Raw genomic sequence first — 17,116 nt, 5'->3', positions numbered from 1 at the left:
GACAAGCAGTGGCTCCACTTCTACCATCTGTTGGGATAGTCATGAAAATAGGTACCAGGTCACTCCAACTGATGACGCTCATCCCAGCGCTCTTTGCTCTGCGTGCAGCGTTGGCGCAGGCACCTCCGCAGGACGCGCGGGTTCAGGATGCCTTTCAGCGGGGAGCCATAGCCATGCGGAACGGCCGTGCCGACGATGCCGAAAAAGCCTTCCGACTTGCTGTCAGCCTTGCTCCGCAACTACCCGAGGCTCACCTTGATCTCGGCCTCGTCCTTGGCCGCGAAGGCAAGCTCGATGAGGCGATCTCCGCTATTGACGCTGCCCTCCACCTCAGCCCTCATCTGGACTCTGCCTCTATGTTTCTTGGCATCTTTGAGTATCAGGCGAACCGTCCCCTGAAGGCCGAGAGTGCCCTCGAGCAGGAACTTGCCCATTCTCCGGACAACGTCGAAGCGCTCACCTGGCTCGGCACGGTCGAGCTAGGCATGGGGCACCCTGAACGTGCGGTGGCGCCGCTCGATCACGCTCACGAACTTGCGCCAAAGGATCTAAACGTCCTTGAATATCGTGGGCGGGCCCATAGTGCGGTTGCGCGCGAAAGCTACTCGGCTATGGCCCTTGTCGATCCGAATAGTTGGCATGTGCGCCGCGTTCGGGCCCAGCTCTATGCCGACGAGGGACGTCATCCGGAAGCCATCGCAGAGTATGTAGAAGCTATCAAGCTCGAGACCCGTAACTCTGACCTCTACGAAGCACTCGGCGACGAGTACCGTGCTTCCAACCAATTAGAGGAGGCCCGCAAGGCCTACGCCAAGGAACTCGAACTGAGTCCTCAGAACCTCATCGCCATGTACAACCTTGGCAGTACCGAAGTTGATCTTGGAGCCGCAGCCGAAGGCGTCCCACTGCTCACCGCTATGCTCGCCCGCTCCGGACCCATTCCCGTGGTCGAATACTACCTGGGACGAGGCCTGGTGGCAGAGGGAAGCGAGACCAATGGCGTCAAGTATCTGGAGAAGTGCATCGCTGATGGTCACGACAGCGAGGTCGTAAAGCGTGCCTGGTACGAACTGGCGCGGGCCTATCGTAAGCTGCAGCGGACCGCTGATGCAGCCCATGCAACAGAGGAGTACGCGCGGCTCAGGGAATTGCAGGAAAAGCAGAACGCACAGCAACTGCAGGACTGGCGCAAACTTGAGCCTACGTCGCCGGGAGCGGTATAGCGGTCCTTACCCAACCCGGCAGTAAAGGTTTACCCTTGGTTGCGAAGCATCTACGCGCGAGGTAATCTTCCAAAAATGCGGGCTCTCCTGCTTACCGAATACAAGCATCTTGAAGTCACCGATCAATCCATGCCAGCGACTGGCCCCGAAGACGTTCTCGTCCAGGTAGCCGCCTGCGGCATCTGTGGCAGCGACGTCCACGGCTTCGATGGTGCATCCGGCCGTCGCATTCCCCCCATCGTTATGGGGCATGAAGCCGCCGGCACCATTGCCGCCGTAGGCTCGGCTGTCACCGGCTTCAGCATCGGCGACCGCGTCACCTTCGACTCGACTGTCTACTGCGGCAAGTGCACCTTCTGCCTCAAGGGCGAGGTCAACCTCTGCGACGATCGCCAGGTCGTCGGCGTCTCCTGCGGCGACTACCGCCGTGCCGGTGCCTTCGCCGAGTACGTCGCCGTTCCCGCCCACATCCTCTACCGCCTTCCCGACGGCCTTCCCTTCGCCAGTGCCGCCATGCTCGAAGCCGTCTCCGTTGCTCTTCATGGAGTTCGCGTTACCCTCCTCGAAGGCGGCGAAACCGCCCTTGTTATCGGCGCAGGCATGATTGGGCTGTTGCTCCTGCAGGCTGCTCGCGTCGCCGGGTGCTCCCGCGTCTACGTGGCCGATATCGATGCCACCCGCCTTGCTCTAGCCAGGAAGTTAGGGGCCGATGAGACCTTCGAAGCCTCCGGCGAGGCTCTCCAGAAGATCATCCTCGACCTTACCGCAGGGCAGGGAGTCGATGTCGTGTTCGAAGCAGTGGGCCGCGACGAGACCGTCAACTCCTCCATCGATTGCGTCCGCAAGGGTGGCAAGGTAGCTCTGGTCGGCAACATTGCCCGTGAGATCAAGCTCCCCCTCCAAAAGGTCGTCACCCGCGAGATCCGCCTGCAGGGCTCCTGCTCTTCGGCAGGCGAGTATCCCCAGGCCATTGAACTGATAGCGGCTGGCAAGATCAACGTTGACATGCTCATCTCCGCCGTAGCTCCTCTGAGCGATGGACCTGCCTGGTTCGATCGTCTCTACGGCCGCGAGCCTAACCTGATGAAGGTTGTCCTCGATCCAAGAAGCGAGGAGGTGTCGTCATGAATGAACTCTTTGACTTGACCGGCCAGACCGCCCTCGTCACCGGAGCCAGCCGCGGCCTCGGTCAGCATTTCGGCCGCGCGCTTGCCAAGGCCGGTGCCGATCTAATCCTCACGAGCCGCAAGGTAGCTGACCTGGCTCCGTTTGTCGCCGAGATTGAAGCGCTTGGCCGCAAGGCGACGCCGCTTGAACTCGACGTACGCGATCAGGGCAGCATCGAGCGCATGGCGGTTGCCGTCGAAGCCTCTTGCGATCAACTGCATATCCTCGTTAACAACGCAGGATGCAACGTCCGCAAGCCAGCTCTCGACGTGACCTGGGATGACTGGAATCTTATCCTCGACACCAATCTCCGCGGCAGCTTCTTCGTCGCCCAGCAGATCGCCCGCCGCATGGTCCCGCATGGCTATGGGCGGATCATCAACATCGGCTCTGTCACCAGTGTCTTCGGCTACTCCGGCCTTGCGCCCTATGGTGCAAGTCGGGGCGGCATTCGCCAACTTACCATGTCGCTCGCTGACGATTGGGGCAAGCATGGCATCACCGTCAACTGCATCGCGCCCGGCTGGTTCCGCACCGATCAGAATAAGGTCATGTACGAGAGCAAGGAGTGGGTGGATTACCTCATCGACCGCATTCCTCTGAAGCGTCCCGGTCAGGACCATGATCTCGACGGGGCTGTCGTCTTCCTTGCCTCCGAGTCAAGCCGCTACATCACCGGTCAAACCCTCCTTGTTGATGGAGGCATTTCGACTGGCGCCATGCGCGCCACTGTCAACCCACCCACTACTCCAAGCTCAGGGGAATCCCGATGAAGCGCTTCACTCAACTGCTCCTCGCACTCGTCGTGGCGACCCTCTCGATCTCAGTAAGTGCGCATGCCCAAGTCGGCGCAGGTCGTTTGAAGATCTTCTTCGTCGACGTCGAAGGAGGCCAGGCGACACTGTTTGTCACGCCCAGCGGCCAGTCGCTTTTGATTGACACCGGCTGGCACGGAAACAATGGCCGCGACGCCGACCGCATCGTAGCCGCTGCTAAAAAGGCAGGCATCAGCAAGATCGACTACGTTCTGATCACGCATTTTCATGAGGATCACGTGGGCGGCGTCCCGCAACTTGTAGCCCGTATTCCGGTCGGCACCTTCATCGATCATGGTACGAACCGTGAGCTGGACAAGGGCATCACCGAGCAAGGCTATGCTCTCTACCAGCAGCTGCTGGCGACCGGAAAGTATAAGCACGTCATCGCGAAGCCCGGCGACATTTTACCCATCGCCGGTTTGCACGCGACCGTCATCAGCTCCGACGGCGACCTTATCCAAACCAATCTTCCCGGCGGAGGTCAAGCGAATCCCTACTGCCAGGCCTCCGAACCGCGTCCCGCAGACCAGACCGAAAACTCTCGCTCGCTTGGTATCCAGATCACCTTCGGCGACCTCAAGCTGCTCGACCTCGGCGACCTTACGTGGGATAAGGAGATGCAACTTCAATGCCCGGCCAACAGGCTTGGTAAGGTTGACGTCTACATCGTCTCGCACCATGGCTGGAACCAGAGTTCAAGCCCTGCACTGGTCGATGCCATCGGGGCCCGAGTGGCCATCATGGATAACGGCGAGACCAAGGGTGGGTCGGCTGCGCCCCTCGAACTTATCGCTAAAGCGCCCGGGCTAGAAACCCTGTGGCAGCTCCACTACTCAAAGGAAGGTGGACCAACCCGGAATACCGCTGCGGCGTACATCGCCAATCCGCAAGGTACCGATGCTGCAAATTACCTTGAGCTTATCGGCAGCAAGGATGGAAGCTTCGACATCCTCAACTCCCGCACGGGCGACGTCCGGCATTACGGTACACGCTGAGCCACTTCGAAGTGGACTGCCAGAAACCTTTTTCATTCCTGAGGTGGACTTTAAGTCGTTTCTTTTCTTGTGCTTAGGTCGTCAGGTCAAGCTAAAGTACTCAATCCATTCCGGTTACAGGTAAAGTACACATTCTGAAGGGGTTAGGATTGCGCAGAAAACCCGGCTTTTGGCCGGGTTTTGAGTTTACCTCTATTTCTAGTATAGCGGATTCAGCGGAACAGAGGGCCAACTTCTCTGGAATTGTTTTCCGTGTAAGTGGTTCATACATATAGGCTTATCGGCGACAGTATCAAAGTGGGCCTTGACACGTCTTTGGAAGGTTCTCGGGACCGAGGTGCGTATTTCAAAGCCTGTGCTGCAGCCGAATGGGCTCGATCTTCCCAAGGAGGAAGATATAACTCACGATCCCGACCAATAAATACCCGGCGGCTACTGCAAACGCCAACGCGTATGAATGCCGCGCCGACACTAAGTACCCGGTGAGGATCGGTGCCGCGATTCCGGATAATTGGTTCGAAAAGTTCATGATTCCGCCAACACGCCCCACGCTGCTCCGCGGTGCAATCAGTGACGGCACGGACCATCCCACGGGAGCCGCCGCAGATAGTCCTCCGATGGATACACTGATCCAGATCAGCGCCCGGATCGCCGTGTGAGCATTTGCCGCCCCAAGAATTCCCAGCCCGCAGAACATGCCGCCGATCAGCACAGTTTTGCGCACGCGGTTTGCATCCCAGCCTTTATGGATCAACGCATCCACAAGCCACCCGCCGATAATAAGTTCCACTACGGTGGCAAATAGCCAGGGAACGCCAGTGTACAAAAACGAGTGCAGTAGATCGATACCCAGCGCCGACGACAGGTAGGTAGGCAACCAGGTCAGTAACAAATAGAAGATGTAGTTATACGATCCAAAGCCAATCGCCAGTCCAATCACCTTTCTTTGCCCGAGCAGGTAGCCCAGCGAAGCGCCCTGTCCTGCATCTGCCTCGATGCGCATTCCCTCATCCAGCCCGATCGTCTGTCGCTCTGCAAGCGTCAACTCGGGGTCATCCTGCGGGTCGCGATAGATGGTCGAGAAGAGCCCAAAGTAGAGCAGACTGATGACGCCCGTCAGCGCAAAGCTCCATCGCCAGCCAACCTTTAGCAGCAGAATTCCGAGGAGCGGTACGCCAATTGCTGACGCAAACTTGGCGGCTGCATCGAAGATCGATGTGGCTGAACTCCGCTCATTTTTCGGGAACCACATCCCGATTGCCTTGGCATTCGCTGGAAACGTAGGTGCCTCCCCGACGCCAAGCACCAATCGCGCTGCAAAGAATCCTTGTAGATTTGGAGTAATTGCAGCACCAAACGAAGCTACGCTCCAAAGAAACGTGCTGATGCGGCCCACCTTCCGTACGCCGAACTTATCCAGCACCACGCCAATGGGAAGCTGGCACATGGCATACGTCCAGTTGTACGCACCCGAAAGATAGCCAAACGCAACCGTTGAGATTCCGAAGGTCCCGACCAGCGCCGCATGCGACACCGAGAGGTTCACGCGGTCGAAGTAGTTGACGAGCACGCCCAGCCCAAGCAGCCAGGCAATTCTCCATCGACGTCGCGGTTGGGGCAAATGAGTTCTCTATTTCAAGTGGATTGAAACACGCGATTCATCGTACCGTACCGTAATGACGACATGCACTCCGTCGCCTGAAACGCCATGCGCTACATCATTGATCCCGAGTTCCGCGAAGCCAGGCCCCGCCCTGCGCGACCTTCCAAACACTACGCTGCCGATCTCCGCCGGGAGTTAAGCGTGCGCAATCTTCAATGGGCACTCAGGCACCCTGGCTCTCACGAGGTCTCGCTCGGGAACCCACCCGCCATCCTGTACCGCGAAGACGACGCTGGCAATCATGGCAACTTCCTCGCTGATAGCTACCGGCGCATCCGCGAGACACCAGCGTGGGCGCGTCGTCTCACTAAGGTTCATACGTCTGCCAAGAGAGCGCTTCTTAGCCGTGACCCTGATCGTCGCGAACTGGACTCGTCCAACAGCTCTGACGCGCTTTTGATGAACATCTTCTGCCACCCTGAAGTTCTGACAAGCCAAGGCACGCGACTTCTGCTCGGCATCGATACCGAAGCGGAGCCACAGTTTGGCTACAAGCCAGGCGTTCCTCTCCAATCCGGTAGGCGGGACTGCACAGAGGTCGACCTGAAGTTGGCCGATCTCCTTATCGAAGCCAAGCTTACCGAGTACGATTTTCAGACGGCGTCGCGCAAACTGATCGATCGCTATCGCGATCTTGAAGAAGTCTTCAACCTCGATGACCTCGAAATCCTTGGGACTATTGTCGTCTCGTACCAACTCATCCGCGGAGTTCTCGCCGCGCATGCTACAGACCAGCGTTTTTGCGTGCTTTGTGACGCTCGCCGGCCAGACCTTATCGCGGCCTGGCACCGCATCCTGCGCGCCGTACGAATCTATGATTTGCGCTGTCGCCTGCTCCTCCTCACCTGGCAGGAATTGGCTGCAACACTTCCCGGCGATCTACAAATCTTCCTTGAGGCCAAGTACGGTATCGTTCCATAGTCTGGATCGCTTGACGATGAACCGGCCTTCCGCTACCGTTGGCGACGCGTCAGTAAACGTTATCAGTCTGCAAGCGAAGGATCACAGCGAATGCGTCTCTTTCTTCCCGGCCTCCTGCTCCTCGCTACCTCAGGCATGTCACAGAGTCCCGCTACCCTGACCGTCGACGTGTCAAAGCCTATTGGCAACGTGAGCCCGACCCTCTACGGGATCATGACGGAGGAGATCAACTACTCCTACGACGGTGGCCTCTACGCTGAGCTTGTCAGCAATCGCACCTTCCAGACGAACAAAGGTCCTAACCTCGAACACTGGACCCTCATCCAGAACGGAAGTGCAAGAGCAGACATCGCGATCGACCGAACTACTGGACCCAGCACTGCCATCACCCACAGCCTGAAGTTCACCGCCACCTCTGCGCATGCTAAGTCTCAGGCAGGCTTTTACAACACCGGCTTCTGGGGCATTCCTCTCCACGCTGCGACTTCCTACCAAGGTTCCTTCTATGCCAAGGCCGATGGGCCATCACTTGGCGATCTTACGGTTCGTTTGGTCAACGACGACAGTGGCATCATCGCCGCATCAACGATCGTTCCAACGCTCAGCTCTTCCTGGCAGAAGCATGACTTCACTCTCAAGACCGCAAACCTCACAACCTCGGCAAAGAACCATCTTGAGATTCTTGCGGCACATCCCGGGACTGCCTGGTTTACCCTCATCTCCCTCTTTCCCCCGACGTACAAGAACGAGCCCAACGGCAAGCGAATCGACCTGATGGAGAAGCTTGCCGCCATGCACCCGGCCTTCCTTCGTTTTCCTGGAGGCAACTACCTTGAAGGCGATCATGTGAACGAGCACTACGAGTGGAAGAAGAGCGTCGGCCCTCTCGTCGATCGGCCCACACACCCCACGCCGTGGACCTATCGTTCGTCCGATGGCATTGGTCTGCTCGAATTTCTTACATGGTGTGAAGACCTACACATGGACCCGCTCCTCGCCGTCTACTCGGGCTACTCGCTTACCGGCGATCACGTCACCCCGGGTAAAGACCTCGAGCCCTATATCCAGGACGCCCTCGACGAGATTGACTATGTGAGCGGCGACATCTCAACTCGATGGGGTGCTCAGCGCGCAAAAGATGGCCATCCTGCACCCTTTTCTCTGAACAGGATCGAGATAGGTAATGAGGAATACCACGACGACTCCGGCACCTACAACGCTCGTTTTGCGCAGTTCTACAAGGCCATTAAGCAGAAGCATCCCGCCCTGCAGCTTGTTGCCGCTGCTCCTGTTACATCCGTTCGCCCCGACATTCTCGACGACAACGACCACACGCTCCGTACTCACTTCTATCGGACTGCCCAGCAGTTCTTTGTCGATACGCACCGTTACGACACCTACGATCGCAACGGGCCCAAGATCCTCGTCGGCGAGTGGGCGACACGCGAAGGCTCTCCAACCACCAATCTTGGCGCTGCTCTAGGCGACGCCGCATGGATGACCGGCCTTGAGCGCAATAGCGACATCGTCATCATGGCCTCGTATGCGCCGCTTTTCACCAACGTCACTGTTGGTGCGATGCAGTGGCCAAATGATCTCATCGGCTACGACGCGCTCACCAGCTACGGCTCACCCAGCTACTATGCGCAAGTCATGTTTACTACGCATCTTGGCGACCAGATCCTCGCCTCAACACTTGACACGACTAACCCGCGTCTCTTCGACTCCGCGACTTATGACTCGAAGACCCACCACCTCAACCTGAAGCTTGTTAATGCGTCATCGCTGCCGCAGACGGTGGAGATCAAGCTCAACGGGGCCGCTCACATCCGCCCTCGGGCTACGGTTACGACCCTGAGCGGCAAGACTACGCAGGAGACCAACTCCATCACTGATCCCACACGGATTGTGCCCGTGGTCAGTACGATTACGAACGCCGCGGCTACCTTCAGCCACAGTCTTCCTCAGTATTCGATTCAGGTTCTGGATATCGAGCTGAACTAACTCAGCTACTGTGAACCATTGGGTAATAGCTGGAAATCAACGCCGGCGGCCTTGTTTGCCCTCGTCGTAGCCGCCTCATCGAGTTCGCTCACTGGAATCTCATGGTGATGCTGATCGCGGACATAAAGCGTGGTTCGCGTCAGCATGTAGTTGTGAATCTGCTCTGCAGGGCGCCCGTCCTTAAAGATCAGCGTGACTGCCTCCTCGGGCGCAGGCTCCCGTGCCGGAGGAGGCGGGGCGACCGATTCTAGCGGTTGCTGAGCATATTGAGGCGGATAAGGAGGAAGAGCAGCGTCACCCGCCTGACCCGAGTAAGGTGCCACAGCGTATGGCCCCTGCGATGGATCGCCATTACCTGTCGGCTCGTTGTCATAGCTCGCTGTTCCATCATTCAGGCCGGTCGTATCCGGATACCCAAGAAACGCTACACCGCCCAGCCCCGACCAGGGATAGCCAACGTAAGGGCCCTGCGAACGATACGCTCCGCCATAAGGCCTACGATAGCCACCTGCGCCAGGACCATTTGGCCGCCGCAAGGCTCCCGCAGACGAGCCAGACCTAAAAGCGGGAGTTACGCCCATCGAGCGAGATCCTGTATATCTGGGCGCACCCGTGAACCCACCTGAAGGTGCGGAACCGAGCCCACTCCGCATTGCTGGCCCAGAGTGTCCGCCAATCGTCGCATGCGCACCACCACGTTGCGCTCCGGCAGTGATTACCAGACCCGCAACACACACCGCAACGACGGATAGGCGCTTCATAAGCATGTTTTTTAGACGTAAATTGTGAGGGAAAGGATCAAGCTCGGGCAAGGCTCTTAGAACTTGATGGTCGGGGCGGAGGGATTCGAACCCCCGACCCTCTGGTCCCAAACCAGAGACTACAAAGTTAGAGGCGCTAACATGAGCTTGCATAGGTTTTTAGTTTCAAACACTTGCGGGCGTTTACGCACACTGTATACAAGTGCATATAGACTGGCACCCGCTACAGTATTCGCTACAGCAAACGATGGCGATGCGGATGCGATCCAACCGCCGTTACTCGCATGTCTAACCCAGATCGCACGTGTGAGAGCATGGCTGGATGGAAATCCTTCATATGCCGATTCGTGATATCGCCACTCTTGGACTCTTCATTCTGTTAGCGGCTGCGATCTACGGCATCTATGCTCTGCATGACATTCGGCAGAGCATAGATAACCTTAGACACGATTATCGGAAGGTGAACGATTTGGACCGGCGTGAAGAGTTTGAGGACATGGGTTAGCCAAACGCCTTTATTGGCGGTTCTTCTTGCCATGTTTTGTTATCTGTTCGAGCCTATGCTGGACGCGCTCCTGCAATAGAGTGTAAGACTTGTCCGTCTTCTTGCAAGGCTTCACCAGCCCGAGATGGTCGGCCATAACGTCTTCCATCTTCTCGCATTGACGGGTGGCACCCATCTTATCCACTACCAACAGAGCACGATCGGTACGAAGAGTTTCATAGGCGCAATAGCGATGCGGCGCAGGGGACAGCTTCGGATGTATTCCAACCCATTCCTTTGAAAGTTTGAAAAGGAACTCCTCTTCGTCTCTTGGGCTTAGCTGCTTCAACTTCGGATCGTCACTCAAGTATGCAGCAACCTTGGCCACTCGAGATCCTTCGAAAGGTGTGCCAAACATGTATAGAAAGTGTGTCTTATCCGCCATAGAACGCGGATTATCGTAATCTGCATGTTTTGCGCCGTGATAAGAGTCCCTCTGATCGTCAATCAGCAACCTCTCAACGGCTAGTCCCCCCAAACTGTGGGCTACGAAGTCAACCTCATCGTGGTCTTCAAAAACCCCATCTTCGTGAAGTTCTCGCTTCAATTCCCTGCTCACCCCAGGAATGTCCAATTTCCACCTTTGAGCGGTGTTGGGAATGCGGCGACATAAACATCTACATTCGAAAAATCATCCGCTAGAGCGTAGGGCCAATAAAGTTGGCCCTTACATGTCCAGGTATCCGGCACGACTCCGAACAGTCCATGTACGAATACCAAAGCGAGCTTGCTGTGCTTGGGAGTGACCCAGCCTTGTGCGAAATGCTTTGAAGATCTTTGAGTGATTTTTGAAGGCGCGGAGCGGTTGCCCGTACAAGACGCAAGTAGAAGGCAAGAAAAAAGGGGTAGAACAGTGAGGTAGATGCGCCGAAAGATGCGATACATGAATATCCCCAGTACCCGCAAGATTTCTTATCAAAGTTAAGTCCGCTAAATTTATCGTTAGAAAGGCTTTTCAGCAAGTTATTTGTCTAAGTTGCGAAGACCTCGCTAGGATGTTGCAACGAAATATAGGAAGGCTGCAGGGTTGAAGACGAATGGACGCTGTCTGTAGCTGTGCAGGGGGGCGCCCATCCGGAAACCATACTTAGTTTCAAGGCACACGCTTATTGCAAATGTTGAGCAGCTCTGCCCGCTACACTCACTAGCCGTTATCAGTCAGATTTTGGTCAACGGCTGCATGTACCGTTCGTTTGAAATACGGTTGACTTGGCTTGCAAAAAATCTCGTGTATGAAAAATCCAGAGTCCTTGGAAAAAAAATTCTCTGTTCCGCAAGCCGAGATAAGAGCCGCGAAGTCTCCAGTTATTCCAATTACCTGCTCACCGACAGAAATAAGGCCATGATCACAGGCTTGGAGAACTGCCTGAACGCATAACGGAAAGCTACTAGCGACAGTTGCTAAAGTGCTCTCCACTAACTTGATTTCTGCAACTCTGGATTCATCTACATCCAAAGTGCTGAATGGGAGTCGCTCCGCCAAGATCTTCACGTCAAACACTTCAAGGTACCGAGTCACGCTCGGCACAAGTTCATGCGGAACCGTGGCATTGCCTCTAAAAACCGTAATGGAAGGAGGAAATGTAACCGCTATCATCTTGGGTTCATAATCTCGCAAAATTCCGCTTGCAAGGAGAGGGCCCTCGCCATAAGCTGTGAAGAAAACAAGCTTTAGGGAGCGTAGTTCTTCTCTATTCTTCAGATTACGCAAAACCGACGTGACTACACGCTTCAGGTTAACGCGCCCTGAACTTTGGAAGTAAGTTACTGATCGAGTGCTGGCACGTTTCACAGCCATGGGAGTTTTCCTTCTTCTACATAAGCGCTCGCAATCACTACGGCGTCACATAAGGTTAGTGAAACCATAGAAAACTGCTTTAACGCTGGATCTCCTTCGAGGAGCCTCTGACCTGTGCCACAGTGACAGTGGCAAGCGGCAGTGTGATTCAGTGGCTTTCCATGATTATCGAAGCGGAAAATTTCTATGGTGTTATGGTGCAGACGAAAGTCATAGGTGAAAACACGGTCGATTCTCGACTCTGAAATCCGTTGATAGGAATCCTCAAAATGAAGGATGTAGTGTTGGCCATTCTTAGAAAGTGTTAAATCGCCTTCCCAAGTGCCGAAACCAGCATGGAAGGTAGGAACAGTGTTCGGAAGACTGCTCACATCCGAACATGATTGAATGAATTTATCTGAGATGCGGTAATAGCGTTCAGCCGTTGAAAGCACACTGAGTCGATTATCAGCAGACAGAATATCTGACATCGACACAGACAGTTGCCCCCGTCAAAACAGTATAAAGGCCCGCGTTAGCGGGCCTCTGGTCAATCTCAGAATTGAAAGCAAATATGGGATGGGGAGGAATTGCTTCTTTCGTCACCACACACTGCAATTGGGCATACAATTCGCGAATTGCGAAATACCAAGTTGTCAACTCGAACCTTTCATGGCTCGTCCTGGCATCTTTCAACATCGTTTTGTAGATGGGAAAGAAACTTTTGGATGACATTTTGAACTTTTCTTCATATGGCTTGAGAGATGCTTCCAGCTGCTCCGCTGCGTCTGTCGGGCTCAATATTTGAACGATCGAAAATGACGTTGATTCTTGAATCTCGCTGATCAACGTTGCGAATGACATTTTGGTCTCCTTCTCACGTCCAGTTCATCATTGTCGAATGGACGCTGTAATGAACCGTCTCGTTGTGTCCTTATCAGTAATCGCTTTGACACACACACCAACGTTAGAGTGACAATAAGCGTTTTGCAACTATTTGAATAGAACTATTTACAGTACGGCATCTAATAGGGATTAGATTCGTTCAACATTGTCATTGATGCTTTATCGACGAAGAACCTAAAAACGTTATAACCACTCAAGGTTTTGTTCAAAGTCTTCGCCAAGTATTCGCCCCAATATCTCGCTAACTATTTTCGAATGAGGCTTTTAGCTGGTACTATAGTCGCAGGTGGGCTTAATTGCTAATTGCTGGCTGCCAGCTAAAGTCCTTTGGACCTGCGTTGCAGTCCACTGTCCACCTCGAGAAGTGGTCAATCCAAGATCGTTTAGGCCCTGAGCTAAGGCTCGGAGAGAAGTTGCTCTCTTTCGACGAAGATCCTCAATTACTGGAACAAGATCCTTGATACGCTTTGAAGCGATGCAGCTCCTCACAACGGCACTAGCCCGCGTGCCCTTCTCTGCCATGCCCCGCATACGGTTTAGGCTGCCTCTCTGGCCGCCAAGTACAGAGCCGCGAACCTTGGCTGCCTTCAGCGCGGCTTTTGTCCGCACTGAAATCATAGCGGCCTCATGCTCAGCAACGGCAGCTAAAATATGAACAGTAAGGCGATTCGCTTCTGGGAAGTCGCACGCGACAAAATCCACACCTGACTCCATCAGGGAAGATATGAAGTGAACATTGCGAGCGAGTCGGTCCAGCTTCGCAATTACTAATGTGGCTTTGTGGAGACGGCAGAGACGGAGAGCTTCAGCGATGGCGGGACGGTCATTCAGTTTGCCGCTCTCAACTTCCATCACCTCCTGAACCAGTGTCCAGCTTCCGCCATTCAGATAGCGGCTCACGGCTTCACGTTGCGCTTCCAAACCCAATCCGCTCGCGCCTTGCCGTGCGGTTGAGACCCTTAGGTAGGAGATGAATTTGCCATTCGCCACTGTGCTCGCTCCGTTACATTTGCTTCTACCAACGTTGAAGTAAATGTAACACGCCGATGTGAGCTGGGTCTACATGAGATTGCATCCGTCTAGACTGACTAACCTAATTTCGCCTTTTGTTCGCTATACTCATTGCATGTTCGATCCCGATGCACACATACCGCGAGCCAACCGTTCTCTTATCTACTTCGGCGCATGTCTGATCGCCGGAATGCGTTTGGCTAGGGAGCGGCAGGTCAACATCAGGGTTATCCCGACAATTCATGCCATTCAGGAATCATGTGATCTATCACATGAGATCTTCAACCGCATTTTCAGGAGAGTTCCAGAGAATATAAAGAATCGATTATGAGACGAAGGTGGGGCATGCTGTCACAAAACCTAAGGCTTAGGTAAGAGTCCGGCTAGGTGCAAAACCGCGTTGACTATGGCTTCTAGTTCTCTCTGAATGTTTTTATCGCCCCCGCCTGAGTAGTTTCCAAGTATCTCGTAGGCGCTTGAGTAGGCCGGGAGAACATCATCAATGGTTACCAAGTCCCCGACCGGAATCTCGCCTCTTAGCACCCCGCTCACTCTGCTCGAATGGCCATGGCTAGGTAGTAGCACGCAGATCTGTCGGGAATATGTCGGGACTTTGCCGTTGATACTCAGCCGTTCGAGATCCTGTCTTTCGACAACGTGATGACATTCCCAAGAGTTATACGGTCCCGCATTGGCTCCGGAAGCTGCATCTATTTTGTCGAGAAAGTTACGTCTACGACTCAGCATTCGTGAATACGGTCCAACAAGCTGACCGGCATCGGTCAGGTAAACATCTCTGACGACCGCCTTAAGCTCAGCCGGAACGAACGGCGAAAAAGGAATTTTTGCGATTGAAAGCACGTTCCTTACATAAGCGGACATAAATGCTCCATTGCTGCGGTGCCGACTATACCCCAGATGTGAGCATCCATCATGTAAAGTTTCGAGGGATTGGAGAACATCATGTGTGGACGTTATTTGCGACGTTCTGACAAGCAGCGTATCGCAGAGCAATTTCGGGTGGCTAACGATATAAGCCATCTCGCCATGCCGCCGGACGATTACAACATTGCTCCATCCACCTTCCAGCCTGTTATAAGGGAAAGTCGTGACGATGGCATTCGCGAAATGGTTCTCATGCGTTGGGGTCTGATTCCGTTCTTTACTAAGCGACTCGCGGATGTAAAAGGAATTTCCACGATAAACGCGCGCGCTGAATCCATCTCCACGAGTCCCGCTTGGCGCGAACCTTTTAGGAAGCGTCGTTGTCTCATTCCCGTATCAGGCTTTTACGAATGGCAAAAGCTGGATGCAAAAACGAAGAAGCCTTATACCTTCAGTGTCACAGATAGCAATTTGTTCGCGTTTGCCGGGCTTTGGGACGCTTGGAAGGATGAGCAGGGCCAATGGCTTCAATCCTTCAGCATCGTGACAACAGAGGCGAATGAGCTAATGTCACAGATTCACACTCGAATGCCTGTAATACTTCATACTCGCGATTACGACCGATGGCTTTCGCGCGAGATTACAGAGCAGCCACCAACTGAACTTTTGCGACCCTTTGAGTCCGACATATGCAGATGACACTAGCTAATCAACTGGTAGGTAACGTTCGAAACAATGGTCCCGAGATGCTGAATAGTGCCTAGCTGCGTATGTTTAAACCAGTTAATTTAGGAGTGAAAGCCTTCTATCAGGCGGTATCTGTAGGTGAATCAAGGGAGAGGGAGATCGCCATTCAGCATCTTAGCGGCTTCGGGAAGCGAAATCCTCGCTTTTTTCGCGAAGTCTATGAGAGAAACATGCGCAATGCGGCTATATTCGCTTTCCAAACGCCTAAAAGTCCTGAGATGCATCCCCTTGGGTCTCAAAACCGGATCTAACAAGCAGCCCCACCCACCACACAGCTCACGGATTGCCCATGCGCGAGCATCTGAACGGTCAGACCTCGATTCATTTTGACTGTCGTAGGCCAAGCCGTGACACTGACGACACGCAAAAATCCCACCGCCATAGAGCACAGCAACACGCCTCCCGCAGCCGCGTGCCGGACAGCGAAACCACACTCGCACTCCTCCATAATGGCAAGCAGTCCGGTCGAGATCTACCGTATATTCCTTGCTTTTCCAATCCTCACCCGCTCTCTGATGACGATAGGAAAGTGTAACGAGATGACTTTCCGGACGGATGCTGATGGTTCCGTCTGGTTGTTTGTTGCGGGTCCATGTGATCGTGACGGAGTAACGAACGTCCAACCACCCTTGCCTTTGGAGCACCCTGACATCGAGCTTGCGATAATTCGATGTCGTTGTCTTAGATCCATACTTCCGTCCGCTGCCCCATCCGCCCACTGTTTATTATCCGAAATCATTAGCTAGATCCACATCCGTGTTGTCCTAACACCGCTTCTCTTACTCAGGTGGGTGCTGGGTGTTGTCGAGACGGCCTGAGGGAGACCGGAGTCTCCCCCTTTAGGGTTTGCTTGGGTTGGCTCTCCAACGCCCGGCCTTGGGCGAAGCTCACAGACGGCTAGTTGATTGGTTGATTGCTTGATTGGGTGATTCCTGATTCTTGTTTCTTGATTGAATGATTCGAGATTCCAGATTGGGCTCATGCTCGCACGGCCGAAATGATTCTTGTAATTCGCGAGTAGGTGTCGGCTCCAGGCTTTGAATTGCCTTCGGCGTCTCGATTGCAGTCGTCCACCTCAACCTCAAAGAATTGACCTTCTAGGAATACGTTAGCGCTCATCTCTTCGCCCTTCCTCGGGTGCTCCCCATTGGCGACCACCCACGCTTTGTAGTAGCGTGACTGGCGACCAATGCGCGGCTTGGCTGCATCGCTTCCGAAGTTGAAGAACGCCGAGACGCTCTCCGTCTCCGTAGTAAGCCCGAATTCGATTCGGAGTGACCAACGAAAGTAAGATCGAACCCAATCTGGGCCTTGGATGGAAAGACCTCGGACCGTGTACTTGCCGGGCCTGAGAACTGGATACTCAGGCCCGGTCCAGACCATTGCTTTAGCCCTGTCGATTGCGACAACTTTACGGGCCTCCGGCATGCTTTTGGTCTGGCGTTTAGGCTGCATCGATGGCCTGCTCTCGAACGCGACCGCCTGACTTGCCGCCGTCACCTTCATTAGCGATGCGCACCAATTCTGATTCGCGAATCATCGTGCGGCTTCCTAGCTTTGTTCGCTTCAACTTGCCCGAACTTAGCCATGCATGAATTGTGTATTTGCTCAGACCGCCAAGCCTACGGGCGGCCTCATCAACTGATAGAAGTGCATCCATGAAGAAACCTCGCCAAGAAATGTCTTGCAAAGAC

Annotated in this window: 18 protein-coding genes; 8 read left to right on the top strand and 10 right to left on the bottom strand. The window is 54.4% G+C overall.

Translation table 11 applies throughout. The annotated features are described in order from the left end of the window. Positions 1 to 41: 41 nt before the first annotated feature. From OHL20_RS05885 to OHL20_RS05870, 4 genes are all read left to right on the top strand, one after another. Positions 42 to 1,223: a tetratricopeptide repeat protein gene (locus OHL20_RS05885; RefSeq protein WP_263382270.1), complete on the top strand. Its 1,182-nt coding sequence runs from the start codon at positions 42 to 44 to the stop codon at positions 1,221 to 1,223. Positions 1,224 to 1,298: 75 nt separating this feature from the next. Continuing rightward, positions 1,299 to 2,351 carry a galactitol-1-phosphate 5-dehydrogenase gene (locus tag OHL20_RS05880; RefSeq protein WP_263382269.1) on the top strand — a complete coding sequence of 351 codons (1,053 nt, stop codon included), beginning with the start codon at positions 1,299 to 1,301 and terminating at the stop codon, positions 2,349 to 2,351. Continuing rightward, positions 2,348 to 3,163, top strand: coding sequence for an SDR family NAD(P)-dependent oxidoreductase (locus tag OHL20_RS05875; protein WP_263382268.1), 816 nt, complete (start codon positions 2,348 to 2,350; stop codon positions 3,161 to 3,163). Before OHL20_RS05880 ends, OHL20_RS05875 begins: the two co-directional genes overlap by 4 nt. Beyond that, entirely contained in the window at positions 3,160 to 4,203 is a 1,044-nt protein-coding gene (locus OHL20_RS05870; RefSeq protein ID WP_263382267.1) for a ComEC/Rec2 family competence protein, read from the top strand. Before OHL20_RS05875 ends, OHL20_RS05870 begins: the two co-directional genes overlap by 4 nt. 346 nt (positions 4,204 to 4,549) lie before the next feature. Here OHL20_RS05870 and OHL20_RS05865 read toward each other — a convergent pair whose 3' ends face one another. Continuing rightward, positions 4,550 to 5,824 (bottom strand): MFS transporter, encoded by a 1,275-nt coding sequence (locus OHL20_RS05865; RefSeq protein ID WP_263382266.1) that lies wholly within the window; start codon positions 5,822 to 5,824, stop codon positions 4,550 to 4,552. An 87-nt stretch (positions 5,825 to 5,911) separates the two neighbouring features. Here OHL20_RS05865 and OHL20_RS05860 point away from each other — a divergent pair, with 87 nt between their 5' ends. After that, positions 5,912 to 6,787 carry a PGN_0703 family putative restriction endonuclease gene (locus OHL20_RS05860; protein WP_263382265.1) on the top strand — a complete coding sequence of 292 codons (876 nt, stop codon included), beginning with the start codon at positions 5,912 to 5,914 and terminating at the stop codon, positions 6,785 to 6,787. A 90-nt stretch (positions 6,788 to 6,877) separates the two neighbouring features. Then, entirely contained in the window at positions 6,878 to 8,791 is a 1,914-nt protein-coding gene (locus tag OHL20_RS05855; protein ID WP_263382264.1) for an alpha-L-arabinofuranosidase C-terminal domain-containing protein, read from the top strand. 5 nt (positions 8,792 to 8,796) lie between these two features. On the opposite strand, the gene OHL20_RS05850 is transcribed toward OHL20_RS05855, so the two are convergent. Then, on the bottom strand, positions 8,797 to 9,552 hold the full coding sequence (locus OHL20_RS05850; protein ID WP_263382263.1) for a hypothetical protein: 756 nt from the start codon (positions 9,550 to 9,552) through the stop codon (positions 8,797 to 8,799). Positions 9,553 to 9,889: 337 nt separating this feature from the next. Between OHL20_RS05850 and OHL20_RS05845 the strand changes: the two genes are divergently transcribed. Continuing rightward, entirely contained in the window at positions 9,890 to 10,057 is a 168-nt protein-coding gene (locus tag OHL20_RS05845) for a hypothetical protein (RefSeq protein WP_263382262.1), read from the top strand. Between the two features lie 10 nt (positions 10,058 to 10,067). Here the strand turns inward: OHL20_RS05845 and OHL20_RS05840 are convergent, their stop codons facing one another. From OHL20_RS05840 to OHL20_RS05815, 6 genes are all read right to left on the bottom strand, one after another. Then, a complete protein-coding gene (locus tag OHL20_RS05840; protein WP_263382261.1) occupies positions 10,068 to 10,670 on the bottom strand; it encodes a hypothetical protein in 603 nt (200 codons plus the stop codon). Between the two features lie 570 nt (positions 10,671 to 11,240). After that, positions 11,241 to 11,894, bottom strand: a complete 654-nt coding sequence (locus OHL20_RS05835; protein ID WP_263382260.1) for a hypothetical protein — start codon at positions 11,892 to 11,894, stop codon at positions 11,241 to 11,243. Beyond that, a complete protein-coding gene (locus OHL20_RS05830) occupies positions 11,885 to 12,364 on the bottom strand; it encodes a hypothetical protein (protein WP_263382259.1) in 480 nt (159 codons plus the stop codon). The genes OHL20_RS05835 and OHL20_RS05830 overlap by 10 nt, the downstream gene beginning before the upstream one ends. Next, a complete protein-coding gene (locus OHL20_RS05825) occupies positions 12,342 to 12,737 on the bottom strand; it encodes a hypothetical protein (RefSeq protein ID WP_263382258.1) in 396 nt (131 codons plus the stop codon). The genes OHL20_RS05830 and OHL20_RS05825 overlap by 23 nt, the downstream gene beginning before the upstream one ends. 306 nt (positions 12,738 to 13,043) lie before the next feature. Next, positions 13,044 to 13,769, bottom strand: coding sequence for a recombinase family protein (locus OHL20_RS05820; RefSeq protein ID WP_263382257.1), 726 nt, complete (start codon positions 13,767 to 13,769; stop codon positions 13,044 to 13,046). A 381-nt stretch (positions 13,770 to 14,150) separates the two neighbouring features. Continuing rightward, positions 14,151 to 14,672: a hypothetical protein gene (locus OHL20_RS05815; protein WP_263382256.1), complete on the bottom strand. Its 522-nt coding sequence runs from the start codon at positions 14,670 to 14,672 to the stop codon at positions 14,151 to 14,153. An 81-nt stretch (positions 14,673 to 14,753) separates the two neighbouring features. Between OHL20_RS05815 and OHL20_RS05810 the strand changes: the two genes are divergently transcribed. Next, a complete protein-coding gene (locus tag OHL20_RS05810; protein WP_263382255.1) occupies positions 14,754 to 15,374 on the top strand; it encodes an SOS response-associated peptidase in 621 nt (206 codons plus the stop codon). A gap of 1,026 nt (positions 15,375 to 16,400) precedes the next feature. On the opposite strand, the gene OHL20_RS05805 is transcribed toward OHL20_RS05810, so the two are convergent. Continuing rightward, positions 16,401 to 16,877: a hypothetical protein gene (locus OHL20_RS05805; protein WP_263382254.1), complete on the bottom strand. Its 477-nt coding sequence runs from the start codon at positions 16,875 to 16,877 to the stop codon at positions 16,401 to 16,403. Next, on the bottom strand, positions 16,867 to 17,082 hold the full coding sequence (locus OHL20_RS05800) for a helix-turn-helix domain-containing protein (RefSeq protein WP_263382253.1): 216 nt from the start codon (positions 17,080 to 17,082) through the stop codon (positions 16,867 to 16,869). The genes OHL20_RS05805 and OHL20_RS05800 overlap by 11 nt, the downstream gene beginning before the upstream one ends. Positions 17,083 to 17,116: the final 34 nt, after the last annotated feature.

The sequence above is a fragment of the Granulicella arctica genome (assembly GCF_025685605.1).
GTDB classification, from domain to species: Bacteria; Acidobacteriota; Terriglobia; order Terriglobales; family Acidobacteriaceae; genus Edaphobacter; species Edaphobacter arcticus.
This window is presented reverse-complemented; position numbering and strand designations above follow the sequence as displayed.